Source organism: Bacillus sp. FSL K6-1005, from assembly GCF_038000225.1.
GTDB classification, from domain to species: domain Bacteria; phylum Bacillota; class Bacilli; order Bacillales; family Bacillaceae; genus Bacillus; species Bacillus mojavensis.
The window spans coordinates 1,981,426-2,005,921 of record NZ_JBBOBP010000001.1 but is presented as its reverse complement, the minus strand read 5'-3'; the positions used below and the strand labels follow the sequence as shown (position 1 = coordinate 2,005,921).

The following is a 24,496-nucleotide window of genomic DNA, read 5'->3' as shown; positions in this document are numbered from 1 at the left end:
AGAAATTAGGAGGGGATTGGTTTGTTTAAAAAACTTCACATGAAAATTGCTGTTTTTGTTTCTATCATGTTAATCGTTACAGTTGTTCTTTTAATGCTTTCTTCTTACCTGACGTTAAAACCGATGATTACAGAGGATGGGAAAAACACGACACAAAACGTAACAAACTCGCTTGAACAAAATATTGAACTGCAATTAAAGAGTTATGACATTTCGCTGTTAAGATTGGCAAATGGAGAGTTAACCCGTGCGTTTGTGACAAACTCAAGTAAAGAAGCTGCCAGGCTGTTTAATGATGACATCAAACAAATTAAAGAAAACGATGATTATGTAGCGATGGCCTATATTGGCACCGCAAAAAAAGAAATGTTTACATATCCGAAAGCCGAATTCGCAGAAGATTATGACCCGGCTTCTAGAACATGGTATAAGCGCGCGGCTGAAACACCGGATAAAGTCGTCTGGACTGAACCCTATAAAGATGTCGTGACGGGAGAAATGGTCGTCACAGCCTCAAAAGCAATTCTTGACGGGCAGAAGGTGATAGGGGTTGCCAGTTATGATTTGAAACTATCTTCCATCCAAGCTATGGTAAATAAGCAAAAGGTGCCATACAATGGCTTTGCTTTTTTAGCTGATGCAAGCGGCAATCTTTTAGCACATCCCTCAAACCAAGGAAAAAATATCTCCAAGGACCAAACATTAAAAACCATTGCATCTGACAAAAACGGGATACAAGATGCAAAGGGAAAAATGATTGTGTATCAAACGGTTGGAGAAACGGGATGGAAAGTCGGAACACAATTTGACACAAATCAATTAATGTGGATTTCAGATAAAATGAATCGGGCGAACCTTTTCATCTCACTCATCGCGCTGGCGGTGACGATTATTCTCAGCTACTTCCTCGCCAAAACAATAACCGGGCCGATCCAGCAGCTGATTGCGAAAACAAAGGCTGTCTCTGCAGGCGATTTGACAGTCCACGCAGAGTCAAAGACTAAGGATGAAGTCGGCATGTTAACAAGAGACTTTAATCAGATGGTTGAAAACATGAAGGAAATGGTGGAACAAGTCAGATATTCCTCAGGAAAAGTGTCTGACACCTCTGAACAACTAACAGCTGTCTCCGCTGAAACCAATGAAACGAGCGGACAAATTGCGAAAGCGATCGAAGAAGTGGCAGCAGGGGCAACAGAACAGGCTTCAGAGGTTGAAACCATTAACGAAAAATCGGAAAACCTATCTGCTAAAATCAGACGAATTGCGGATCAGGCAGGCGGCATGAAAGCACGTTCAAAATCCTCAGAGGATGCAAGCTATAAAGGGCTTGACGCTCTCGGCCAGCTGCTGATGAAATCAAACGAAGCCAATACGGAAACAAAGAAAGTCGAAACGATGCTGCTGGATTTAGAAAATCAAACCAAGAATATTGAAGAAGTGGTTACTGCGATTTCAAATATCTCGGATCAAACCAATTTACTTGCCTTAAACGCCAGTATTGAGGCAGCCAGAGCCGGTGAAAGCGGACGCGGATTTGCAGTCGTGGCTGAAGAGGTGCGGAAGCTTGCCGAGCAATCAGCACTTTCCACCAAGCATATCAGTGAGACAGTGAAGTTGATACAGCTTGAAACAAAAGAGGCTTCCCATGCAATGGTTGAAGCAAGTAAAATGAATGATGAACAAAACAGCGCAATCCATGAGACTGGCGAAGTATTAAACACAATCACGTCGGAAATGCAGTCACTTGTACAAGGGATTGATCAAATTTACGAAGACATACAAAGAATGAGTGAAGAACAGCTTGCCATATCTGAAGCGATTCAAAGCATCTCAGCTATATCACAGGAATCGGCTGCTGCAGCGGAGGAAGTCAACGCCTCAACCGATGAACAGCTGATCACGCTTGAGAAAGTCAAACACTCAACTGATACATTAAAACATGCTAGCCAAGAGCTTATGAACGCTATTGAGAAATTCACATTATAAATATTGGATACCCAGAACTTTTTCAAGTTTTGGGTTTTTTCATTTTCTAGACTCTACTATATGATTACTAGATATGGTAGTCTAGAAAATGATAAATTTTAACTAAATGAAAACAATACGTCTGGGAGGAATCGCCTTGAAAAAAACAGTCGGTTTTATCGGTCTTGGAGTAATGGGAAACAGTATGGCTTCACATATCCTTAATGATGGACATCCTGTATTGGTGTACACCCGCACAAAAGAAAAAGCGGACAGCATACTGGAAAAAGGTGCGGTATGGAAAGGCACCGTAAAAGATCTTTCAAAAGAAGCTGATGTCATTATTACAATGGTAGGCTATCCCAGTGATGTAGAAGAAGTGTATTTCGGCAGCAACGGAATTATTGAAAATGCTAAAAAAGGCGCGTATCTCATTGATATGACGACTTCTAAACCATCGTTAGCCAAAAAAATTGCGGAGGCAGCCAAAGAAAAATCATTATTTGCCTTAGACGCACCTGTTTCAGGAGGTGACATCGGCGCGCAAAACGGAACACTGGCGATTATGGTCGGAGGAGAAAAAGAAGCGTTTGAAGCTTGCCTGCCCACCTTCTCTTTAATGGGAGAGAATATTCAATATCAAGGGCCGGCAGGAAGCGGGCAGCACACAAAAATGTGTAATCAAATCGCGATTGCAGCAGGTATGATCGGTGTAGCCGAAGCGATGGCTTATGCCCAAAAATCAGGCCTTCAGCCGGAAAACGTCCTGAAGAGCATTACAACTGGAGCGGCAGGAAGCTGGTCATTGTCAAACCTCGCCCCGCGTATGCTGAAAGGTGATTTCGAACCAGGTTTTTACGTAAAGCATTTTATTAAAGATATGGGAATTGCTTTAGAGGAAGCGGAATTAATGGGGGAAGAAATGCCAGGCTTGTCGCTAGCGAAATCATTATATGACCAACTTGCCGCACAAGGAGAAGAAAACAGCGGAACTCAAAGCATTTATAAGCTTTGGGTGAAATAAAAAAGATTGCCCGACGGGGCAATCTCAGCTTGTCGACAAAGTCACAAAAAGTGGCTTCATCGACAAGCTTTTTTTGTTAAAATGTAAATGAATCTAGTTTTTGGAGGTTTTACCATGTTGTCCAAGCACTCAAAAGATCAGCGTGAACAGCTCCGAAGTCGTTGCCTTAAGTGAACTTGTCCCTGAAGATCATTTGGTCAGGAAGATGGAAGAAGCCATGGATTTTTCGTTTATTTATGGTAAAGTTACCCCTCTTTATTCTTCAAAAGGACGTCCAAGCATTGATCCTGTCGTATTGATCAAAATAGTCCTGATTCAATACGTGTTTGGCCATCGCTCCATGCGCGAAACCATTAAGCAAATTGAAACCGATGTGGCTTGACGCAAGATTTAATAAAAGATGGTTTCAAATAGATCGGTGTCATGAAAACGACGTTCATAGTTTTTACTGAAGGTTGAAAAATGAGGGACTTTTTCAGAGAATCCACATCCAATAAACCAACGAAAAGAAACGAGGGCTTATCAGGGGCTGCTAGATCAAGAAATTAACGCCAATCGTGAAGCGAACGGTAAAAAACCTTTGAAGCCCAGAACATGCTCAGAGAAACGAGAAATAAAAGAAAGTACGACAGACCCTGAAAGCGGATATTTTGTGAAGGGTGAACGGGAACGCCTTTTTGCTTATGGTTTTCATACAGCTTGTGATCGGAACGGGTTTGTATTGGGGACGGTTGTTGAGCCGACGAATATTCATGACAGTCAAGTGTTTGCGCCTTTGTTCCAACAAATAAAAGAACGTGTTGCCAAGCCTGATACAGTCGCATTTGATGCTGGATATAAGACACCATTTATCGCGAAGTTTCTAAGTGATGAAAATGTTCGCCCTGTCATGCCCTACACCCGACCGCAAACGAAAAAAGGATTCATGAGAAAACACGAATATGTCTACGATGAATACTACGATGCTTACATTTGTCCTGAAAACCACGTTCTGACTTATCGCACAACCAACCGAGAAGGCTACCGGGTATATGCGTCAGATCCAAAACGATGTGAACTGCCCATTACTGAATCAATGTATGGAAAGTCGAAATCACCAAAAAATAATTAATCGGCATCTTTGGCAAGATCATTTAGATGAGGTCGATCATTTGCGGCACACGGACGAGAATAGGCAAATCTATGCCAAACGCAAAGAAACGATCGAACGGGTTTTTGCGGATTTAAAGCACAAGCATGGTCTGCGCTGGATAACCCTGCGGGGAAAAAAAAATTTTCCATGCAGGCGATGCTTGTTTTCGCTGCCATGAATCTAAAAAACTGGCGAATTGGACTTGGAAAGGACCAATACGCCAGCCTATTCGACGGAAAAATAGAATAAATTGGATAAAATCAGGTCGGATCATAGAGAGATCCGACCTGTTTTGTCAACGGTCTGAGATTGCCCGACGGGGCAATCTTCTGTCTGGTGAGTTAGCACTTGTAAATTCCCGCATTTTTGTCTAACCGCTTCAATGATAGCTTCGGAACCCAATGTTAAAAAGAGAGCTTCTTTTTTGAGCTGTTCTTCTTGTTCGGGGAAAAAATAAGTAAACTCAAATGACTCTTGTTCAGGGGTTTCAAATAGTTGATAGTTTTTAGCTAACTCTTGTTTCAAGGTGACCAACTCGAGAGCGGCTCAGAACACGACAGCCTTTTGATCGACGCGATTGTACTGCATGATCCGGGCCGCCTGTTTGAATACGCGAAACGGACCTCACTTTCGAGCGCTTCACAGCCGTCCTGCATAAGCATTAGGAGGTTAAAAGGCATGAACACCAATTCCTTATGTAATTGAAAAAAAAGCGGCAGGAGAAAGATCCTACGATATTTTTCCACGGCTTTTGAAAGACCGTATCATAATGATCGGCTCTGAATTTACGGACGATCTCGCTAACCGTATAACCGCCCAATTGTTATTTTTGTCAGCAGAAGACAATGAAAAGGACATTTCGGTCTATATCAACAGTCCGGGTGGATCAACCTCTGCCGGATATGCAATCTTAGATACGATGGAATATGTAAAACCGGATATTCGCACAATCTGCGTCGGGATGGCGGCTTCGATGGGAGCGATCATTCTCGCGGGCGGAACGAAAGGAAAGAGGTTTGCCTTTAAAAACAGCGAAATCATGATTCACCAGCCGCTTGGCGGTGTCAAAGGACAGGCGATGGACATGGAGATTTCTGCGAGACGGATCATTAAGCAGAAGGAAAAAATCTAGCAATTTTTCCATGAACGGACGGGTCAGCCGCTGGAAAAACTAAAAGAAGACATGGAACGCGACTATTTTATGGATGTCGAGGAAGCGAAGGCTTACGGTATTGTTGATGGTGTTTTGTAAACAATGATCTGCAAACCTTGTATTCTTAGGGCCTTAATGAAGACAGGAACATGGCAGGATAATGTATTAACGTGTATCCATTTATAATGTTCTACTGTGAATAATTTTGAAAATTCCCCTCGTTTATTTGATGCAGACTGTCTATTATAAATCAAAAGGGGGATTGCCGAATAATCATTAGGATTAATACAACTTTACTACAGTAAGATTTATCATGTTTGATTCAAACTATGAATTCGAGTAAATTCGAGTAACCCAAATGTACATAGCAAAAAAATCGAGTTCGTATTCCCGCAATTAAAACAATAATAATTTGGATCCGAAATTGAAACTCTACAGATTAGCCTTCTAGCAAAACTGAAAATAAAAGAGGATGTATCGTAAAAATCCAAGAGATTTACGAAAACATCCTCGATTCAGAGATTTCATCATTACATGCTGTTTTTGAGAATTCCAGATGAAATCAACGTAATAATATGAATTTTAATGTTGTACAGTAATATAGTGCTTCAGTTCTCCTGTAAAGGTTTGATGTCCCCAAGTCGTTGATACCAGCACATCATACTTGCCTGCTGGAATATTTTTTGTTGAAAAGCTTACTCTAAAACTGCGAATATTACGGCGATCAACATCTATTCTTTTTACTAATTTTCCTTTTTTATTTATAAGAGCAACTACAACACCGTTGTTTAGCTCAGCATGCCTTCCGGACATAGTACCTGTTACGACAATAGAAGTAGCGTGTTTTGAGTAAGTATTGGCATCTGTTTGAAATTTAATTGCTCCTTTTGAAGTCATGGCTAACGCTTCTGAACTGTTTGAGAAAATCCCTAATGTCAAAAGAGCAGCTATGAATAGTGTCATTACAATTTTTTTCAATTTAAACTTCCTTTCTTCCTTTATTTAGAAACCTATTTACTATATTAATAAATTTTGAAGAAGTATTCAACGAAAAAATAGGTAAATTCTACTTTTTTATTATAAAAAGTATTAAATAAAGATTTTGCCGTCTCCGGGTTCACTGGTTTTCAGCACTTTTTGCGCCGTCTCAGCCATTTTTTCAACAGGAGGTTTTTTCCTGAAACAAACAAGCGATTTTGTCTAACCTTTTCTTTATGGTCTTCCCATACATGCCGAGTAATAACTTTCTGATGGTTCTTTGATTTGTGCAGTTCTCAAGCAGCGGGCAGAAGGAACATATTTCAGGATTTGTTTTATATGATGGGTAGCCTTTTCGGTCAGTTGTTAAGTATGTAAGGGTTTGCTGGTTCTGACAAATATATCTGTCTTGTTCACTGTCGTAATGAAATTTCCATTTTGGAAATAAGCCTCTGGCAGGATGGTAACGCCTATGTGCGATGACACCAAAGATATGACGGTCAGATAATCCTTTACAGATCGGAGTCGTTAAATATCCGGAATCAAGGGCGACGGCTTCTACTTGAAACCCAAATCGTGCGATTTGGTGGTCTAATCGGTCAAGATAAGGCACAGAATCATGGACATTTCCAGGTGTGACATAGGTATCTTGTGATAATGTTGTATTTCATATCTGTTGTGCGGTGATCTAAATAGAAAAAACCTTCTGGTTTGTTTTCGCTGTAGTAGTGTTTCACCTTTTCAATGATGAAAGAGAAGTCTATGTGTTTATCAATTTTTCGAAGCAGATGATCCTCTTCGAAAAGTTGGTCGAGAAGAACAAATTCGGCTGTGTTTTGAGAAGAATTTCTTGTGTGGAACATGAGAAAGACACTGTCCGTTTTAGTCTTTCTTTTATTTTATTACAGGAGAATGGATATTTTAAGGGAAAATAATAAAAAAGAGATTGCCTGTCCAAAACAGGCAATCTCTTTTTTATTATTTTCCGATGAATTGCTGTGTCCAGTAGCTGCCGGATTCAACATAACCGACACCGATGTGTGTAAAGTTAGGGTTAAGAATGTTTTTTCTGTGGCCCTCACTGTTCATCCAAGCTTTTACTACTTCTTCAGGTGTTTTTTGTCCTTTAGCAATGTTTTCACCAGCTGTTTTGTAGCTGATTCCGAAAGATTTCATCATATCAAACGGTGAGCCGTAAGTTGGGCTTTGGTGATCAAAATAGTTTTTGTCTTTCATATCCTGTGATTTTGCACGTGCAGATTTGCTTAATGTTTCATCAATTTGAAGCGGTTTTAAACCTTGTTTTTGTCTTTCAGCATTTGTCAGCTCAACAACTTTTTTCTCATATGCACTTACAGATGAAGGTGCAGCTGTTGTTGTATTATTGCTGGTTTTTTCAGCAGTAGCCGGTGCTTTAGCAGCAGTGCTTTGATCAGCGGCTTTTTCAGGAGCCTTTTGAGCTGGCTTTACTGCTTCCGGTTTTTGAACATCCTGAATCTTCATGTTGGATTGTTTCGCATGCTTTTGAAGGAGCTGCTCAAGCTCTTTTTCATTCGCCGCGTTTAGTGTTTTTATATTTGTTTTAATATGTAGCTTTTTCACTACATCCTTAAGCGTAAGGTTTTGCACTGTGTTCCCCGTTTTGACCGTTACCACAGGCTGGCAGGAGAGTTCTTTCGCTGATGCTTGCTGTACGCCTCCGAATGTGAATAATCCAACCGCAGCGGCAGCAGATAAAATAAATGCTTTTTTCATTAGTTCGTAACCTCCTAGAGTTGTTTGTTTTCTACAAAAAAATCATAACATAGCTTTTTTGTCATAAAGAATCCATCACTTTCCTTTGACAAATGATGATTGTCATTTTTGTAATCAAAACGCACTGAACCGCTGATGACAAGCGAGTCATGCGTATGTAGTGATTTTATCTCACAGTTACATAGCTTCCTATTTTTTGAATCGTTAGTTATATTTTAATGTATTTCATTATTGACAACTTTTTTTATCCCTTTTCGCTGTAACAACTATTACAAAGGTGTTACAATTAAAAACAGTATATGTAAATATATTGAATGATTTGAGAGGGGTAACCAGAAGTGACTGAAATAGGACGTGAACCAAAGAAAAAGCGAAAAGGAAGCAGAGCAATCAGAATGAATCTGTATTTCCTAGCGGTCTTTGTTCTATTTACTGCATTAATCTTTAAGCTTGGCGTTGTTCAAATTGTCGAAGGCGAACAGCATGAAGAAAACGCTGAGAAAGCTAATGCGAAAACAGCGTATTATCCAGCGCCTCGGGGAAAGATGTATGACAGAAACGAGAAAGTGGCTGTTGATAACCAGAGCGTTCCGGAAATTGTGTATGTCTCAACATCAAGCACAAAAACAAAGGACAAAATCAAAACAGCTAAACGGCTTGCTGCTTTGATCGATATTGATACCGAATTTTTAAAGGATAGAGATTTACGTGATTACTGGCTCGCTTCTCATCCGAAAAAAGCCGCCCGCCTGTTAAAGGAATCTGAAAGCAATCTGAAGGGGACACAGGCTTACAAGCTTCAAGTGGAACGCGTCCCGGCTAAAGAATTGAAGGCCATTCAGCGGGATGACGAAGCTATGCAAACCGCGGCCATATACACAAGATTTTCAAGCGGGAATGCGTATGAACCTCAGATTGTAAAAGCGATGGACCCAAATAACAGCAATGGCAACGGCAAGAATGGATCATTGCTTGATGAAAAGAAAGACTCCTCGCAAAGACCGAAAAATGATTTAACATATGATGAAATTTCTATTGTGTCTGAGCATTTAGAAGAGCTGCCGGGGATAGATGTCGTAAACGATTGGACACGAAAATACCCTTATGACAAAACACTTTATTCCGTTTTTGGAGGTGTCACAACACCTGATCAAGGGCTGCTCAGCGACCGGAAAGACTTTTATGTTACGAGAGGCTATGCGAGTAATGACAGAGTCGGCAAAAGTTATTTGGAGTATCAATATGAGGACTATTTAAATTCTCATAAAGAAAAAGTGGAATACGTGGAAGACAATAAAGGAAATGTCGTCAGCCAGAAAACAATCGACAAAGGCAGCCGGGGCTATGATCTTCGTCTTTCATTTGACATGGAGTTGCAGGCAAAGGTAGAAAAGATTGTGGAAGAAGAAGTGAGAAATAGCCGCGCACGCGGAAACTATATGCTTGACCGGGCCTTTGTTGTGATGATGGATCCGAATAACGGCGATATTCTGTCGATGGCAGGAAAAAAGATAGATTTGGAAACAAATAAGATTCAAGATTATGCGATCGGTGCTTTTACAACCCAATATGAAATGGGATCAGCAGTAAAGGGCGCAACCGTTCTCGCGGGCTATCAGGATGGGATTCCGCATTATAAATATTTCCATGATGCGCCGATGTATTTAGGAAGGAACCTCATAAAAAAATCTTACACAAATATGGGAACCATCAATGAATTAACGGCTTTGCAAAAAAGCTCAAACGTTTATATGTTTAATGTTGCTATGCATATTGCTGGGGTAACGTATAAGCCGCATGGACCGCTTCCTGCTGATCAGAAGGATCTGCTCAAAATGAGAAATTACTACAGCCAGTTTGGCCTTGGAGTCAAGACTGGTGTTGACCTGCCGCAGGAATCTGCAGGAATGCAAACGACACCTGATGTTGTAGGGGGCTTAATTTTAGACTTGGCAATTGGTCAATATGATACATATACACCGCTTCAGATGGCGCAGTACATTTCGGCAATCGCAAATGGCGGATACCGCATACAGCCTAGAATCGTCACAAGTATCCATAAACCCAGCAGTGAAGAGGAGCTTGGAAAAACAATTGAGCAAAGAAAGCCCAACATCCTGAATAAAATCAATAATACGGAAAGTGATATTCAGCAAGTAAAAACTGGAATGAAATTAGTTACAACTTCGGGGACCGCTAAAAATACTTTTACAGAAGACGTGTCTGGAAAAACGGGAACAGCGGAAACATTTTACTATGGCACAAATCAAAATTGGTGGGGAAAAAGCCCATACAATCTAACATTTGTCGGCTATTACCCATCGAAAAATCCAAAAGTTGCATTTAGTGTGGTTGTACCTTCAGTAGCAAACGATCACGATCCGATCAATAAGTTAATCGCCAAAAGAGCCATACACGCTTACGCAGAGCTTGAAAAGAAAAATAGCGAAAAATAAAAAACAGGGTGCACATCTGACAGATTGTGTGCCCTTTCTTTTCCTCAAAAATTAGAGATCACTATAAGAATAGAAGGAGAATACTCATTTTCTAGCGAATCATACTAGGTAAAAGTCAATCTGTAAATGTCGAACATGATAATCATGCAAAGGAGGGATTCTGTGGAACAGGATACGCAGTATGTTAAGCCATTTCAAACGAAAACCGATATTCATGCAGTCTTGGCTTCTAATGGACGCATCATTTATATATCAGCCAACTCCAAACTGTATCTGGGTTATCTCCAGGGAGAAATGATCGGATCATTCCTCAAGACATTTCTGCATGAGGAAGACCAATTTTTAGTTGAAAGCTATTTTTATAATGAACATCATCTGATGCCGTGCACCTTTCGTTTCATTAAAAAAGATCATACGATTGTATGGGTGGAGGCTGCAGTAGAAATTGTGACGACGAGAGCTGAGCGGACGGAACGGGAAATCATTTTGAAAATGAAGATTCTCGAAGAAGAGTCCGGGCATCAGCCTCTTACCTGCGAAAAACATGAAATTGAGCCTGCGAACCCGGAATCAACTACATATATAACGGATGATTATGAGCGGCTAGTTGAAAATCTTCCAAGCCCGCTATGCATCAGTGTCAGCGGCAAAATCGTCTATGTGAACAGCGCGATGCTTACTATGCTGGGAGCAAAGAGCAAGGATGCTGTTATTGGTAAATGGTCCTATGAATTTATTGAGGAAGAGTATCATGATATCGTCAAAAACAGAATTATACGAATGCAAAAAGGAATGGAAGTCGGAATGATTGAACAGACGTGGAAAAGACTTGATGGCACACCTGTTCATTTAGAAGTGAAAGCGTCCCCGACCGTCTACAAAAACCAGCAGGCTGAACTGCTTCTGCTAATCGATATCTCTTCAAGGAAAAAATTCCAAACCATCCTGCAAAAAAGCCGTGAACGATATCAGCTGCTGATTCAAAATTCAATCGATACTATTGCTGTGATTCATAATGGGAAATGGGTGTTTATGAATGAGTCGGGAATTTCGCTGTTTGAAGCGGCTACCTATGAGGATTTAATCGGCAAAAATATATACGATCAGCTTCACCCTTGCGATCATGAGGACGTAAAAGAGAGAATCCAAAACATTGCCGAGCAAAAAACAGAATCAGAAATTGTTAAGCAATCATGGTTTACCTTTCAGAACAGGGTCATTTACACGGAGATGGTCTGCATTCCGACGACCTTTTTCGGTGAAGCAGCTGTTCAAGTCATTCTGCGTGATATTTCTGAGAGAAAACAAACAGAGGAACTCATGCTTAAATCAGAAAAGTTATCTATCGCAGGACAGCTCGCAGCGGGTATCGCGCATGAGATTCGCAATCCGCTGACAGCGATCAAAGGATTTTTACAGCTGATGAAACCGACGATGGAAGGAAATGAACATTATTTTGACATTGTATTCTCTGAGCTCAGCCGAATTGAATTAATACTCAGTGAACTGCTGATGCTGGCAAAGCCCCAGCAGAATGCGGTTAAAAAGCATTTGAACTTGAAAAAACTAATTGGTGAAGTCTCGGCGCTGCTGGAAACTCAGGCGAATTTGAACGGGATTTTCATCAGAACCAGTTATGAGAAAGACAGCATTTATATAAACGGGGACCAAAATCAGCTTAAGCAGGTATTCATTAATTTAATAAAAAATGCCGTAGAATCCATGCCTGACGGAGGCACTGTAGACATTATCGTAACAGAGGATGAGCATTCTGTTCATGTTACCGTCAAGGACGAAGGGGAGGGCATACCTGAAAAGGTGCTCAACCGTATTGGAGAACCATTTTTAACGACAAAAGAAAAGGGAACGGGACTCGGGCTGATGGTAACATTCAATATCATCGAGAATCATCAAGGCGTTATCCATGTAGACAGTCAGCCGGATAAAGGCACAGCGTTTAAGATCTCATTTCCAAAAAAATAAAACAACGGCTTAAACGCCGTTGTTTATATCGTCTGCATCGATTCCCTTTTCTTTAGTACAAATAATTCTAAACGATCTAATCCTTCTCTTAATGTGTCCAGCGAGTATGCAAAAGACAGCCGTACATATCCTTCACCAAACGCTGAGAACGAGCTGCCGGGCACAAGCGCCACACCAGCATCCTCCAAAAGAGCCATACTAAAATCAAACGAAGACATTCCAAAGGATTTAATAGAAGGAAAAATATAAAATGCGCCAGAAGGTTTTACGACATCAAGCCCCATAGACACGAGGCGGTCATACACATAATCGAGCCGTTTTTTGTACTGCTCTCTCATGATCAGGGCGTCGTCAAATCCGTTAGTCACAGCTTCAAGCGCTGCCTTTTGAGAAATAGAGGACGCACATGACACATTGTATTGATGAACCTTTAAAATGTGTTTTGCTATTTCTTTAGGAGCGAATAAAAATCCGATTCTCCATCCCGTCATGCTGTGGGATTTTGACAAGCCGTTAATAACAATCGTTTGATCCCGCAAATGTGTTGCGATCGAATGGTGCGGTCTGTCATATGTTAATTCGCTGTATATTTCGTCTGACAATACGAAGACATTTCTGCCTTTTAATAGAGCCGCGATGCTTTTCAGCTCTTCTTCAGATAACGTGACACCGGTAGGGTTTGACGGATAAGGAAGCACGACACACTTGGTATTGGGAGTCAGAGCTTCTTCAATCAGCCGGGCTGTGAGCTTAAAACCGTGGGACGTCGTGTCAACAATGACAGGTTTAGCACCGCACAAATTGATAATAGGTTCATAACCCGGGTATATCGGACCGGGCATAATGACTTCATCGCCGGGAGACAAAATGGTGCGGAATGCTGCATCAATGGCTTGGCTTGCTCCTGTTGTAATCATTATTTCACTTTCAGCTTCATAATTGAAATCCGCTTTTTTCTTCATATAAAGCTGAACAGCTTGTCTCAATTCCAGGTAACCGGCATTTGGAGTGTATGATGTAACGTTGTCATCAATGGCTTTTTTTGCGGCAGCTTTTACGTGATGCGGCGTGAAAAAATCAGGCTGGCCGATCGTAAGTGAAATGACATTTTCGTGTTGAGATACAAGATTTGCGAATTTGCGTATTCCTGAAATTTCAATCTCTCTGGCTTTCGGATTCAGCAAATGTTCCATAATTCATCACCTTAATATATATAATGAGTTTATCCTATTTTACCACTAGCTGGCCATTTGTCACCTTTTTAACCGATATATTTCGATTGTATGCGCCTATTTTCTAAACATACCTTCCTTCTCAGAAAAAAAGAAGACAACCAGCGATTTGATTGTCTTTATTGTATCATGTTCTATTATTGTTTATATGTGCCAATTTCATCAATAACCATAGTCAAAATGAAGGTCTTCGTGCCAAATCATGTACGGGGGATGCTCTTGTTGAAAATCAGCAGATTCTTGCTTCATATGAAGATAAGTCTCTTCACTGATATCCTCTAAAACAGTCATTTCATCTTCTTTAAATATTACTAAAGTACCCATTATTTACACCCTTCTTTGGAAAAATCCTTGACTATTTTATCACTGTCAGTCGGAATGTCAATGGACATTAGGAAAAAAGTTTCTTTTTTTGAGATTGTCAGCATAACTGTGGCCGGAATAGGATTTTGAAGAGCCTCACCATTCATTTTTTGTAATTTGCGCCGATATATACAGTACAATACTGAATGCGAATAGCGAGGGATTGAATTGTCGTTACAACAATACGAAATTTTATTGGATTCTGGTACAAATGAATTAGAAATTGTGAAGTTTGGCGTTGGTGGCAATGCTTTCGGCATTAACGTCATGAAAGTGAGAGAGATTATTCAGCCTGTCGAGGTCACATCAGTGCCTCACTCCCACCAGCATGTAGAAGGAATGATTAAACTAAGAGGAGAAATTCTCCCAGTCATCAGCTTATTTTCCTTTTTTGGGGTTGAGCCTGAGGGATCAAAAGACGAGAAGTATATCGTAACTGAATTTAACCAGCGAAAAATTGTTTTCCATGTCGGATCTGTTTCTCAAATTCACAGGGTTTCCTGGGAAGCGATTGAAAAGCCAACTTCCTTAAATCAAGGAATGGAGCGACACCTCACAGGGATTATCAAACTGGAAGACATGATGATCTTTTTGCCTGATTATGAAAAAATCATCTATGATATCGAATCAGACTCAGGTGTTGATACGTATAATATGCATACCGAGGGCTTCGATGAAAGAAGAGCTGATAAAAAACTTATCATTGTGGAGGATTCACCGCTTCTGATGCGCCTCTTAAAGGATGAATTAACAGAAGCCGGATACAACAATATTACAGCGTTTGAGAATGGAAAAGACGCATATGACTATATCATGAACCTTGCTGAAAGCGGCAATGATTTAACAGAACAGATCGATATGATCATCAGTGACATTGAAATGCCGAAAATGGACGGGCACAGGCTGACAAAGCTGCTTAAAGACAATCCGAAGAGTTCTGATGTGCCGATTATGATTTTCTCATCATTAATTACAGATGATTTGCGTCACCGGGGAGAAGTGGTCGGTGCCGATGAGCAAATCAGCAAGCCGGAAATCGGCGATCTGATTAAAAAAGTAGATACGTATGTGATCGATTAATAAAAAGACGGATGCCATAAGTGGGTACTGACCCCATAAGATGAGACAAATAAAAAACACCTTCAAGTTTGAAAACGGATCGTTGTTGTCCGAAATAAGACTGGAGGTGTTTTTTGTATGGGAACAAGCTGTATTCAAACGAAACTAAACAGCCAATCACCGATAAGCTATCGGCAATTGGCTGGGTAAAAGGTGTTTTGATCCCTGTCTCAAAAACGGGGGTCAGTCCCCCAGTGGCAGCGGCTTTTTTTATTAAAAATAACTCTCGCCGAGTTTCTTAAAGACAGGCTTATGATATGCAGGCTGCTGGCGATTCGCCACAAGCGGCTTTTCTTTCATGCCGACGTATTGTTGCAATAGGTGTTTTGCTTTTGTTAAAGACATTTGAGCTTTAGGATTTCGGTACGACTGATTAAGTGTACCTAAATGCGGAAGATGTTCGAAGTCTTCTTTAGTTGGAGGCATGTGAAAATAGTAGTCTCCGATTGAGATAAGCACGTCCGATTGCTGCTGGCTGAACCTTGGATTTTTTGAAAAATGAAGCCCTATTTTCTTTCCTTTACCTTCTTTGACAAGCTTTTGCAAAGCCCGTTTTTTCAGCAGATATAGGTATTTAGGGTTGGGGGCGGTTTTTGCATGGCGGTTCACAGTGTAAACTGCTTTTGAAAGATTATCTACGGTTGGCTGCAGATCTTTCGAGTATGCATGGTCGTCCATTATTTCTCTCCTTTGCTCTAATCAAATTCTTTATGATTAGATTATACTTTTTTAAGGTTGAAATGCAAATATTGAATGCAAAAATGCGCTTTTTCTGAGGAAAAAAGCGCATTTTCAACTTATATTATACAGATTTTGCTTTCTTTTTCGGCTGAGCCTGAAATGTTTCCTGTACATTCACTTCCACAGCCTGCGCACTGTATTTTGGCAGTGCCACAAAATAGAAAATGAAAACAGCCAGGATGAAAACGCCCATGCCGTAATACAGATAATCAATGTTTGATACGAACTTAGGGAATAACAGCGCCACTAAGCCAAGTGTCAAAGACTGCGCAAACATCATAAAAGGATCTTGCCAGCCGCTTACACGTCCCATCAGCTTCGGATGGACAATCTTAGGCATCCACCCCCCGATGGCGATGTTTACCGGACCGATGCACATCCCCAGTACAAAAGTAGTCGCGTAGTACACCCATAAAACTTTGGTGTAGCCAAGGACAAAAATCAGCAAGCCTGCAATTAAAATCGGCACCGACATTAAAAAGTGAGGCTTCACTTTTTTAGAGATTAACGTGCCGATCACACTTCCTGCCAAAAGCCCAAACCCGATCGCGATCGTAAATACGGATGTATGCCACTCATAACGGTCGGGGGCCAGTCCATACTTCATTGTAAACATCGGCAATACAGCAAATCCTCCGTTCACAAAACCAAAAACAAAGAAACCAAAAATCAGAGAGGCCAGCAGCTTGTTTTTTAAAATGTAGACAATGCCTTCCTTAAAATCGTTTATCGAATCCTTTAAAGAAGCTTGTCTCCAGTTAAATGTACCGTTCGGCTGTCTGGCTTCTTTCGGAATCCGGCAGGTACGGATCAGCAGGCCGGAAATAATAAAGCTGATAAAATCAAGAATAATCGCTCCATGAATTCCGATTGTGTTATACATAAAAGCACCGATTCCAACCCCAAATACCATAAAGATACTAAAAAGCATCTGATTAAGCCCGGCCGCTTTCGCATAATGCTCTTTCGGCAGGATGGCTTGTACTAAACTGTTTTCTGCAGGAAAGAAAAACTTGGTTACAGCGCTTCTGATAAACAAAATACAGAAAACAAGAGGAATATTGCCGGTAAATAAAGTGAAAAAAAGAACGACAGTCAGGGCGGCTCTGATCCAATCACAGTTTTCCGCGACTTTTTTTCTGTCAAACCGGTCCGCCACAACTCCCACAAGTAAAAACACAAATACTGTAGGAAGGGAATACATCAGTTCAGCCAAGGTTGTGTACGAAGGCTGGCTGCTGAAACGGTCCAGCAAGAAAAAAGCAAATGCCATGTTGCCTACTGTCGTGCCCATTTGAGAAGCGAGTGCTGCGAAAAATAGACGAACAAAATTACGATTTTTAAATATATCCATAAAAACGCTCCTTACCCTAAAGGTCCCACTTTATCATATTATAAACCGCCTGTTTTTGAAACAAATAAGAAAACATTACCGGTTAATCATGACTCTTGTTCCGTTTGGCACAATGGAAGCGAGTTCTAGAACATCTTTGTTATGCATGCGGATACAGCCTTTAGACACAGCCTTGCCAATCGAAGCGGGATTATTCGTGCCGTGTATTCCATAGTGCTGCCTTGAAAGGCTCAGCCAAAAAGCGCCAAATGGGCCGCCGGGATTGCGTTGGCGGTTAATAATATAGAACTCGCCAGTCGGAGTTTGTGTCAGTATTTTACCGACGGCGATCGGATATGTTTTTATTACCCGATTATTTTGGTACAAAGTAAGGGTTTTAGCCCCAATTGAGACTGCAATATGATAGGGGATCGTATTCGGGTCCGGGAGATCGGGGATGACAATGCGCTGTCCGGCGATAACTCCTGATTGCAGCGAAGGGTTGGCCTGAGTTAAAGCAGCGGTGCTGATTCTGAAATCGGCCGCGATGCTGGTGAGTGTATCGCCTTGTTTAATCTGGTACGTGAGCAATTTCCTCATCCTCCCTTTTTTATTTATAAGTATTGATGAGGAACCCATTCTGCTACATTAATTTGTGCTTTTTAATGTAAAGACTGTGATCTCAGGTTTAGCCAGAAATCGCAAAGGCAGTCTCGTCATCCCAAGGCCCCGGTTCACATAAATATGAGTGTCATCTGTTTGATACATTCCTTCGGTATAGACTTTTCCGTACGGAGGCGTAATAAGCGGTCCGTAGAAGGGCAGCTGAATCTGTCCGCCGTGTGTGTGTCCGGATAGCTGCAGATTGACAGGATATGTTTTTGTATTCAAGGCGGCATCAGGCTCATGGACGAGCAGAATGGAAAAAAGCTTCTCGCTTAGTTTTGATAGGGTGCCTTCATAATCGGGTTTCCCGAGCATTAAATCATCGAGCGCAGCAATCTCAATTTCGCTGCCGTCTGTGAGCGTCAATTTTTGATAGGCGTTGCGGAACACCGTAAAACCTCCTGAAGTCATCAAGCTTTTATAAGCATCGGTTCCATAGCCGCCGTGATCATGATTGCCGTAAACACAAAACTTTCCGAAGGGTGCCTGCAGCTTTCTCAAGAAAGGAATCACTGCCTGATAATTGTGGTACGTATCAGGGTTATCGATAATATCACCGGTAAAAACAATTAAATCAGGCTTAGATTCATTGATTGTCAGAATGACAGTTTTGAAGTCATCCAGCGTAAAATAATCGCTTAAATGTGTATCACTGAACTGCACAATTTTAAAACCGTCAAATCCATGGGGAATGAGAGAGTTTTTAATCGTGTGTTTAGTAGTCTCAATCATATGCGGTTCCAGATAGCGGGCATAGCCATATCCGCCGCCAGCCGTTAAAACCCCGGCCGTAAAAACGCCGAACGTTCCTTTTAAAAATTGTCTTCTGGACATCTTTTTCATTTCAAACCAACCTTTAATAGAGTTTTTCTATTATATCACCTGTACCTTTAAAAAATCTCATCTCAGCATGTGCTGACAGAAGATGGTGTATGATGATAGAATAATATTGAATGAATGATCATTCATAATAGGAGGGATCATACAATGGAAAAAAAGGTTGTTATTATTACTGGCGGGTCAAGCGGCATGGGAAAAGCAATGGCAAAGAAACAGGCCGAATTGGGCTGGAACGTCATGATAACAGGGCGGAACCAGGAAGCGCTTGAAGAAACAAAAAAAGAAATTGAAACCTTTGAGGGCCAAGTTGCCTGCTTTCAAATGGATGTCCGTTCTGATTCTTCTGCAGCACAAATGGTTGCAGAAGCGCTAAATGGGTTTGGGCGTCTTGATGCACTTATTAATAATGCAGCCGGCAATTTTATTTGTCCGGCGGAAAAGCTCACGCCCAATGGATGGAAAGCGGTAATTGAAATTGTATTAAATGGTACATTTTTTTGCAGTCAGGCCACAGCCAGGCACTGGATTGAGCATCAGCAGAAGGGTGTTATTTTAAATATGGCCGCCACTTATGCGTGGGGAGCGGGTGCGGGGGTTGCTCATTCCGCTGCGGCAAAAGCTGGCGTATTATCGCTCACTAGAACTCTTGCCGTAGAGTGGGGCAGTCAATACGGAATCCGTTCCAATGCGATTGCACCCGGTCCAATTGAACGAACAGGCGGTGCAGAGAAGCTTTTTGAATCAGAAAAAGCGATGTCCCGAACGATAAACAGTGTGCCGCTCGGCCGGCTTGGCACACCCGAGGAAATTGCCGCTTTGGCAGCGTTTATGCTTTCTGATGAAGCTTCCTATATGAATGGAGAATGTGTCACTCTGGATGGGGGGCAATGGCTGAATCCTTATCCATTTTAATTTTACAATAATATTTATCAGTAAATATTGAAATTATTAAGTGAAATTTTTATGTTTAAAAGTTTAACCTCCAAAATTAACCTTCTTCCTATCCCATTAAACCTATTAAGATAACACATAAAACTCTAAGTGTTTAAGAGGATTTGGTGTCATACGTAAGCCACCTAATATATGAAAGTTATATTTCAAAAGGGGAGGCGAAGTATGAAGAACTTAGATTAAAACATTCATATAATTACTTCGTTAACTAAAAAGAGGAATTATAGGAATGAATTAATTATGGTTATATTATTATGGAAAGAAGGTTAAATAATGGACGAAATGGTATTGTTAACTCAGGAATGGCTCAATGAAACGTACAAGGGGAAAAGTGGCTATAATCCCATTGAGGAAAATGGGAAAACTGGCTGGGAAACAATGTATGCATTAACTAGAGCGTTACAACTAGAATTGGGAATTATACAGACTTCCGACAGTTTTGGTCCTACAACTTTGAGAAAGCTTGAAGAATTAGGTCCAATTTCTATGTCATCTAATTCAAAAAAAAATATTGTGAAAATTATTCAAGGTGCCCTTTATTGTAAAGGTTATGGTCCAGGTGGATTAACGGGTACATTTGGACAGGGAACGAAAGGCGCGATAGCAGAAATGCAAATGAATATGGGTCTTTCTAAAGCAGATGGTGTAGTAACGCCTAAAGTATTTAAGGCTTTATTGAACATGGACTCTTATATCCTTTTAAGTGGAGCATCAGAGAAAGTTCGTTCAATACAGCAATGGCTAAATAATAAATTTAACCATAGAGAGAATTTCTATTTAATGCCCTGTGATGGTCAGTATTCAAGGGATACTCAAAAGTCTCTTGTATATGCAATACAGTACGAGGAAGGATTAGATGATAGTATAGCTAATGGGAATTTTGGACCAACTACACAAAGATTGATTCCTGTATTGGGAATTGGATCCACGGATGAAAGAAATAGTTTTGTTCATTTATTTCAAGCTGCTCTAATTTTTAATGGGTACAATGTTCCTTTTGATGGAGTATACTCTGAATCCGTAAAATCAAAAGTAATGGATTTTCAATCTTTTGTAAAATTGCAACAGAGTGGTATCGCTGACTTTCAAACATGGTCTTCGCTTCTAGTAAGTACTGGCGACCCCAATCGAAAAGGAGTTGCTTGTGACTCAATTACTCAAATTACATCGGACAGAGCGGAGTCCCTTAAGAGAGCAGGTTATAAGATTGTAGGGCGATATCTCACAAATGCGCCGGGGAGTACTCTAAATAAAAAAATACAACCAGGTGAATTAGAAACAATCTTAAAATCAGGTTTAAATGTTTTTCCGATTTATCAAACCTATGGGGGAGAAGCAATTTATTTTAATAAAGAACAAGGAAAAAAAGATGCGCTTGCAGCTTATAAGGCAGCAAAAGAATATGGGTTTAAAAATAACACTGTAATATATTTTGCAGTAGATTATGATGCTTATGGTAACGATTTAAACAACAATATTATTCCACACTTCGAAGGTATTAATGAAATAATGAATGGTTTTTTAGGTTCGACTTACAAAATTGGCATTTATGCACCTAGAAATGTATGTACTTCAGTTTCTAAAAAAGGTTTAGCATTTGCAAGTTTTGTAAGTGGTATGTCTACCGGTTTTAGTGGAAACTTAGGATATCCCCTGCCTTACAATTGGGCGTTTGACCAAATTTCAACAATTACTGTTGGAAGTGGTTCTGGAATGATACAAATTGATAATGATATTTGTTCAGGTTTGGATATTGGAGTTAATACTATAAATGAAGTCTCTTCAGAGAATAAAAAGTTTTTTGACCAAATTGATGTTTTATACGAAACAGCTGAAAAATATGCCCAAATGCAAAGTGATTTAAATAACGGAGTAGAAAAAACACAATTAGCTAATGAGTTGGTTGCCCAGTATTTAAGAAAGGATAACTATAAAGGGTGGAAGTGGGTGCCTACTGCAGGCCAGATTGATCCTATTTATCGCGAATGGGCTGATAAAGCGCTAGGGGAAGATTTAGTAAATGGAATTGTTGATCCTAAATCGAAAACTGTCATAGGAACACAGCATCTTATGGCAACTTATAATGCCATTATTTATAGTGGTGGTTACTCTCAAACTTTACGAGATTTTGCTGGTTGGACTGGAGATCTATTAACAACAGTACAGGACATGAAATTACATGCTCAAGAATTTAATTCGCCTTATGATGCGGCTACAAAGATAATAGGTAATATGTATCAATTTAGCTTAGATGATTTATTTAGTGATGTAGATGCAATTAATCTGGCGAATAAGACATCAGTTGGTGCTAATGCTCAACCTCTGAATATCGTAATCAGAGATTACTATAGTAATAATGAGTTTATGAATAGGTTCACTCAATTTGTAAATAATAGATTTGATGGTTCATTAGACAAAATTTTCTCTGAGGCAGAGTATTATTTAAATACAAATCTTGATCCAGTTGTTGTTCCGATTAGGTTAGCCTTTAAAAAAGCTTTTGATGTTGAGGATTATAGTGAAGAGATTGGAAAAATAACAGCACAAGCATTTAGAGATGTTATTAAGAAAAAAATGAGATCTGAATAAACTGCAAAACAAGCGAACGTTAATGCTGGTCGTTCGCTTGTTTTATTTTCTATTCAAATTTATGATATAATTTTTAAAGATTAAGGGGTGGTTGATTGAAGAAATTGTTAAAAATGTCAGCTGTATTATTTTTAAGCAGTTTAGTTATCATCTTTAATATTTGGTACTTTATTATATGTGCTTTTACTCCAGAGTATTATCAAAATACAAATCTTACATCTGATGAAAAAATAAGATTTGAAAAACTTTACCATATAGATTTTCCTGATGAAACGAAATTTATTAAAGCTAGAGAGTATTTGGCTGGGCCCGGAGGCGATACGTCTGCTGTATTATATGTGTCTCTGCCAACCAAACGGGTAGAAAAAATTTTATCCGATTACACGTATATGAAAATAAACTATACTGACAATGTCGGTTCAATGTATGGAGTTGATGTTTCAAAGAGTGTTGGTGGTTCAACAACTCTTACATTTGGCACATACGATAAAAAAGGAACTTTCTTTAATTTGAAACATGATAATGATTGGATGTTTAAAGGCACTGATTGGAATCATTACTTTTGGACAGCTGCTAGTATTAATGCTCTTATTTATGTATTTGTCTTCGTTATTGGGAAACAAATGAATAAAATCCTTAATTAAGTCTGTAGATTTATAATCCCAAAAAAATTTTATCCTCTTCTTTTAAGACACTCCCATACAACCCACTTTTCCGCTATGTTTTTTAAAAAATTTGTGGTGTAGATATAATTGTGTGTATAATCAGACAAAGATAGAGAAGCAGGTGATAACATGTTGGATCCACTTGATATTTTAACGAACATTGATGATGTCCACCCATATTACCAGGCGATTTTCAGTGCCGAGGAGCAGAAAATCGTCGGGTATGAGGTGCTGGGACGTATATTGGCAGATTCAGAAATTCAAAGTCTCGGACCCTTTTTTTTAGATGCGGGGATACCCGAAGAATATAAATTAGAGGTTGATAACAGAATTATCCGCCAGGCTCTTGACCGCTTTTTAGAAGCGGATTCTGATCTGCTGATTTTTATGAATCAGGATGCCAATCTTTTAATGCTTGATCACGGCGAAAGCTTTCTTGAGCTTCTGAAAGAGTATGAAGCGAGAGGGATCGAACTTCATCGTTTCGTGCTTGAAATTACGGAGCACAATTTTGAAGGGGATATTGAGCAGCTTTACCATATGCTTGCCTACTATCGTACATACGGAATTAAAATTGCAGTTGATAATATCGGAAAAGAAAGCAGCAATCTGGACCGAATTGCGCTGCTTTCACCAGATTTGTTAAAAATTGATCTGCAGGCGCTGAAAATATCGCAGCCATCTCCGTCTTATGAGCATGTGCTGTACAGCATTTCATTATTAGCAAGAAAAATCGGTGCGGCGCTGCTTTACGAAGATATTGAGGCGAATTTTCAGCTTCAATATGCATGGAGAAACGGAGGCCGCTATTTTCAGGGCTTTTATTTGGTGTCCCCGTCAGAATCGTTTTTAGAGAGAGATGTATTGAAGCGAAGACTTAAGACTGAATTTCACCAATTTATCACACATGAGAAAAAGAAACTAGAAACCGTCTATGAGCACTCTGAACAGTTTTACAAACGGGTGCATCAGGCTGTTACATCATTGCGAAAATATAACCAGTCTCCGGATGATGACGACTTTATTAAAAAGCTGGCGGAAGAGCTGACGGATTGCAGTTTTAGAATTTATATTTGTGATGAAGAAGGCGATCAGCTGACTGGAAATGTTTTTAAACAAGACGGAGAATGGATTTACCAGCCGGAGTATACGGAGAAGAACTGGAGCTGGCGTCCTTATTTTTTAGAGAATATTATGAGAATGAGAAACCTCAGAAAAGGATTTTTCAGTGATTTGTACAGCGATTTGGAAACAGGTGAAATGATTAGAACGTTTTCGTATCCGATGGATGATCATATGTATTTATTTATAGACCTGCCGTATTCTTATTTATATGAGCAGGATGGTTTGATTTAAACGGCTGAAGAGCCGTTTTTTTTATGAATTGAAAAAAAAAATCAAAAAAACGATTGACATTGATACTGAGAATCATTATCATTTAATTATAGAGAGAAGCTACTCTCTGTTCCCCAACCCCTCTATCAGATCAAGATCCGAAAAGCTTGGCGCTACCCCCGCCAAGTTTTTTATTTGTCAACGAATAAGACA

General features: G+C 40.0%; 18 protein-coding genes and 6 pseudogenes. 13 read left to right on the top strand and 11 right to left on the bottom strand.

Going from position 1 to position 24,496, the window contains the following annotated elements; all coding sequences use genetic code 11:
• The first annotated feature begins 21 nt into the window (after positions 1–21).
• The 3 genes from NST16_RS10445 to NST16_RS10435 all read left to right on the top strand — a co-directional run bounded on the left by NST16_RS10445 (position 22) and on the right by NST16_RS10435 (position 3,374).
• Complete coding sequence (locus NST16_RS10445) at positions 22–1,989, top strand: methyl-accepting chemotaxis protein (protein ID WP_268505537.1); 1,968 nt, start codon at positions 22–24, stop codon at positions 1,987–1,989.
• 136 nt (positions 1,990–2,125) lie between these two features.
• Positions 2,126–2,992 (top strand): NAD(P)-dependent oxidoreductase, encoded by an 867-nt coding sequence (locus NST16_RS10440; RefSeq protein WP_340886294.1) that lies wholly within the window; start codon positions 2,126–2,128, stop codon positions 2,990–2,992.
• 142 nt (positions 2,993–3,134) lie between these two features.
• On the top strand, positions 3,135–3,374 hold the full coding sequence (locus NST16_RS10435; RefSeq protein WP_052330305.1) for an IS1182 family transposase: 240 nt from the start codon (positions 3,135–3,137) through the stop codon (positions 3,372–3,374).
• Positions 3,375–3,385: 11 nt separating this feature from the next.
• On the opposite strand, the pseudogene NST16_RS10430 reads toward NST16_RS10435, so the two are convergent.
• Positions 3,386–3,505, bottom strand: a pseudogene (locus NST16_RS10430) (transposase); the annotation flags it as partial.
• Here NST16_RS10430 and NST16_RS10425 point away from each other — a divergent pair.
• Positions 3,495–4,498 (top strand): annotated as a pseudogene (locus NST16_RS10425) (transposase); the annotation flags it as partial. The pseudogenes NST16_RS10430 and NST16_RS10425 sit on opposite strands and share 11 nt — an antisense overlap.
• On the opposite strand, the gene NST16_RS10420 reads toward NST16_RS10425, so the two are convergent.
• On the bottom strand, positions 4,395–4,649 hold the full coding sequence (locus NST16_RS10420; protein ID WP_340888445.1) for a hypothetical protein: 255 nt from the start codon (positions 4,647–4,649) through the stop codon (positions 4,395–4,397). The pseudogene NST16_RS10425 and the gene NST16_RS10420 overlap by 104 nt on opposite strands.
• 163 nt (positions 4,650–4,812) lie before the next feature.
• On the opposite strand from NST16_RS10420, the pseudogene NST16_RS10415 reads away from it, so the two are divergent.
• Positions 4,813–5,376: pseudogene (locus tag NST16_RS10415) on the top strand (ATP-dependent Clp protease proteolytic subunit).
• 483 nt (positions 5,377–5,859) lie between these two features.
• On the opposite strand, the gene NST16_RS10410 reads toward NST16_RS10415, so the two are convergent.
• From NST16_RS10410 to NST16_RS10400, 3 genes and pseudogenes are all read right to left on the bottom strand, one after another.
• On the bottom strand, positions 5,860–6,255 hold the full coding sequence (locus NST16_RS10410; RefSeq protein WP_101865211.1) for a hypothetical protein: 396 nt from the start codon (positions 6,253–6,255) through the stop codon (positions 5,860–5,862).
• A gap of 188 nt (positions 6,256–6,443) precedes the next feature.
• Positions 6,444–6,974: pseudogene (locus NST16_RS20825) on the bottom strand (transposase); the annotation flags it as partial.
• A 259-nt stretch (positions 6,975–7,233) separates the two neighbouring features.
• Positions 7,234–8,010: a CAP domain-containing protein gene (locus NST16_RS10400; RefSeq protein WP_029441230.1), complete on the bottom strand. Its 777-nt coding sequence runs from the start codon at positions 8,008–8,010 to the stop codon at positions 7,234–7,236.
• Positions 8,011–8,348: 338 nt separating this feature from the next.
• Here NST16_RS10400 and NST16_RS10395 point away from each other — a divergent pair, with 338 nt between their 5' ends.
• Both NST16_RS10395 and kinA read left to right on the top strand, forming a co-directional pair.
• Positions 8,349–10,466, top strand: coding sequence for a peptidoglycan D,D-transpeptidase FtsI family protein (locus tag NST16_RS10395; RefSeq protein ID WP_340886284.1), 2,118 nt, complete (start codon positions 8,349–8,351; stop codon positions 10,464–10,466).
• 162 nt (positions 10,467–10,628) lie between these two features.
• Positions 10,629–12,449, top strand: coding sequence for a sporulation histidine kinase KinA (kinA, locus tag NST16_RS10390; RefSeq protein WP_340886282.1), 1,821 nt, complete (start codon positions 10,629–10,631; stop codon positions 12,447–12,449).
• 9 nt (positions 12,450–12,458) lie between these two features.
• Here kinA and NST16_RS10385 read toward each other — a convergent pair.
• A pseudogene (locus NST16_RS10385) lies at positions 12,459–13,642 on the bottom strand (aminotransferase A).
• A gap of 201 nt (positions 13,643–13,843) precedes the next feature.
• Positions 13,844–14,005 carry a hypothetical protein gene (locus NST16_RS10380; RefSeq protein WP_340886277.1) on the bottom strand — a complete coding sequence of 54 codons (162 nt, stop codon included), beginning with the start codon at positions 14,003–14,005 and terminating at the stop codon, positions 13,844–13,846.
• 207 nt (positions 14,006–14,212) lie between these two features.
• Between NST16_RS10380 and cheV the strand changes: the two genes are divergently transcribed.
• On the top strand, positions 14,213–15,124 hold the full coding sequence (gene cheV, locus NST16_RS10375; RefSeq protein WP_168747638.1) for a chemotaxis protein CheV: 912 nt from the start codon (positions 14,213–14,215) through the stop codon (positions 15,122–15,124).
• Between the two features lie 252 nt (positions 15,125–15,376).
• On the opposite strand, the gene NST16_RS10370 is transcribed toward cheV, so the two are convergent.
• The 4 genes from NST16_RS10370 to NST16_RS10355 all read right to left on the bottom strand — a co-directional run bounded on the left by NST16_RS10370 (position 15,377) and on the right by NST16_RS10355 (position 18,746).
• Complete coding sequence (locus tag NST16_RS10370) at positions 15,377–15,841, bottom strand: YkyB family protein (RefSeq protein WP_168747640.1); 465 nt, start codon at positions 15,839–15,841, stop codon at positions 15,377–15,379.
• Positions 15,842–15,965: 124 nt separating this feature from the next.
• Positions 15,966–17,258, bottom strand: coding sequence for an MFS transporter (locus NST16_RS10365; protein WP_268505542.1), 1,293 nt, complete (start codon positions 17,256–17,258; stop codon positions 15,966–15,968).
• Positions 17,259–17,333: 75 nt separating this feature from the next.
• Positions 17,334–17,828 (bottom strand): L,D-transpeptidase family protein, encoded by a 495-nt coding sequence (locus NST16_RS10360; RefSeq protein WP_326331303.1) that lies wholly within the window; start codon positions 17,826–17,828, stop codon positions 17,334–17,336.
• Between the two features lie 57 nt (positions 17,829–17,885).
• Positions 17,886–18,746, bottom strand: a complete 861-nt coding sequence (locus tag NST16_RS10355) for a metallophosphoesterase (RefSeq protein WP_326192084.1) — start codon at positions 18,744–18,746, stop codon at positions 17,886–17,888.
• 144 nt (positions 18,747–18,890) lie between these two features.
• On the opposite strand from NST16_RS10355, the gene fadH reads away from it, so the two are divergent.
• From fadH to NST16_RS10330, 5 genes and pseudogenes are all read left to right on the top strand, one after another.
• Positions 18,891–19,655 carry a 2,4-dienoyl-CoA reductase gene (fadH, locus tag NST16_RS10350; RefSeq protein WP_340886268.1) on the top strand — a complete coding sequence of 255 codons (765 nt, stop codon included), beginning with the start codon at positions 18,891–18,893 and terminating at the stop codon, positions 19,653–19,655.
• 312 nt (positions 19,656–19,967) lie between these two features.
• Positions 19,968–21,692: pseudogene (locus tag NST16_RS10345) on the top strand (glycoside hydrolase domain-containing protein); the annotation flags it as partial.
• Between the two features lie 72 nt (positions 21,693–21,764).
• Positions 21,765–22,283 carry a hypothetical protein gene (locus NST16_RS10340; RefSeq protein WP_340888331.1) on the top strand — a complete coding sequence of 173 codons (519 nt, stop codon included), beginning with the start codon at positions 21,765–21,767 and terminating at the stop codon, positions 22,281–22,283.
• Between the two features lie 95 nt (positions 22,284–22,378).
• Positions 22,379–22,927, top strand: coding sequence for a hypothetical protein (locus NST16_RS10335; RefSeq protein WP_340886262.1), 549 nt, complete (start codon positions 22,379–22,381; stop codon positions 22,925–22,927).
• 150 nt (positions 22,928–23,077) lie between these two features.
• Positions 23,078–24,304: an EAL domain-containing protein gene (locus tag NST16_RS10330; RefSeq protein ID WP_010334051.1), complete on the top strand. Its 1,227-nt coding sequence runs from the start codon at positions 23,078–23,080 to the stop codon at positions 24,302–24,304.
• Positions 24,305–24,496: the final 192 nt, after the last annotated feature.

Excerpts from the sequence above, each read along its gene's own strand:
- NST16_RS10400 (WP_029441230.1), bottom strand. The coding sequence starts at position 8,010 with ATGAAAAAAGCATTTATTTTATCTGCTGCCGCTGCGGTTGGATTATTC.
- NST16_RS10380 (WP_340886277.1), bottom strand. The coding sequence starts at position 14,005 with ATGGGTACTTTAGTAATATTTAAAGAAGATGAAATGACTGTTTTAGAG.
- NST16_RS10370 (WP_168747640.1), bottom strand. The coding sequence starts at position 15,841 with ATGGACGACCATGCATACTCGAAAGATCTGCAGCCAACCGTAGATAAT.
- NST16_RS10365 (WP_268505542.1), bottom strand. The coding sequence starts at position 17,258 with ATGGATATATTTAAAAATCGTAATTTTGTTCGTCTATTTTTCGCAGCA.
- NST16_RS10355 (WP_326192084.1), bottom strand. The coding sequence starts at position 18,746 with ATGAAAAAGATGTCCAGAAGACAATTTTTAAAAGGAACGTTCGGCGTT.
- fadH (WP_340886268.1), top strand. The coding sequence starts at position 18,891 with ATGGAAAAAAAGGTTGTTATTATTACTGGCGGGTCAAGCGGCATGGGA.
- NST16_RS10340 (WP_340888331.1), top strand. The coding sequence starts at position 21,765 with ATGGCAACTTATAATGCCATTATTTATAGTGGTGGTTACTCTCAAACT.
- NST16_RS10330 (WP_010334051.1), top strand. The coding sequence starts at position 23,078 with ATGTTGGATCCACTTGATATTTTAACGAACATTGATGATGTCCACCCA.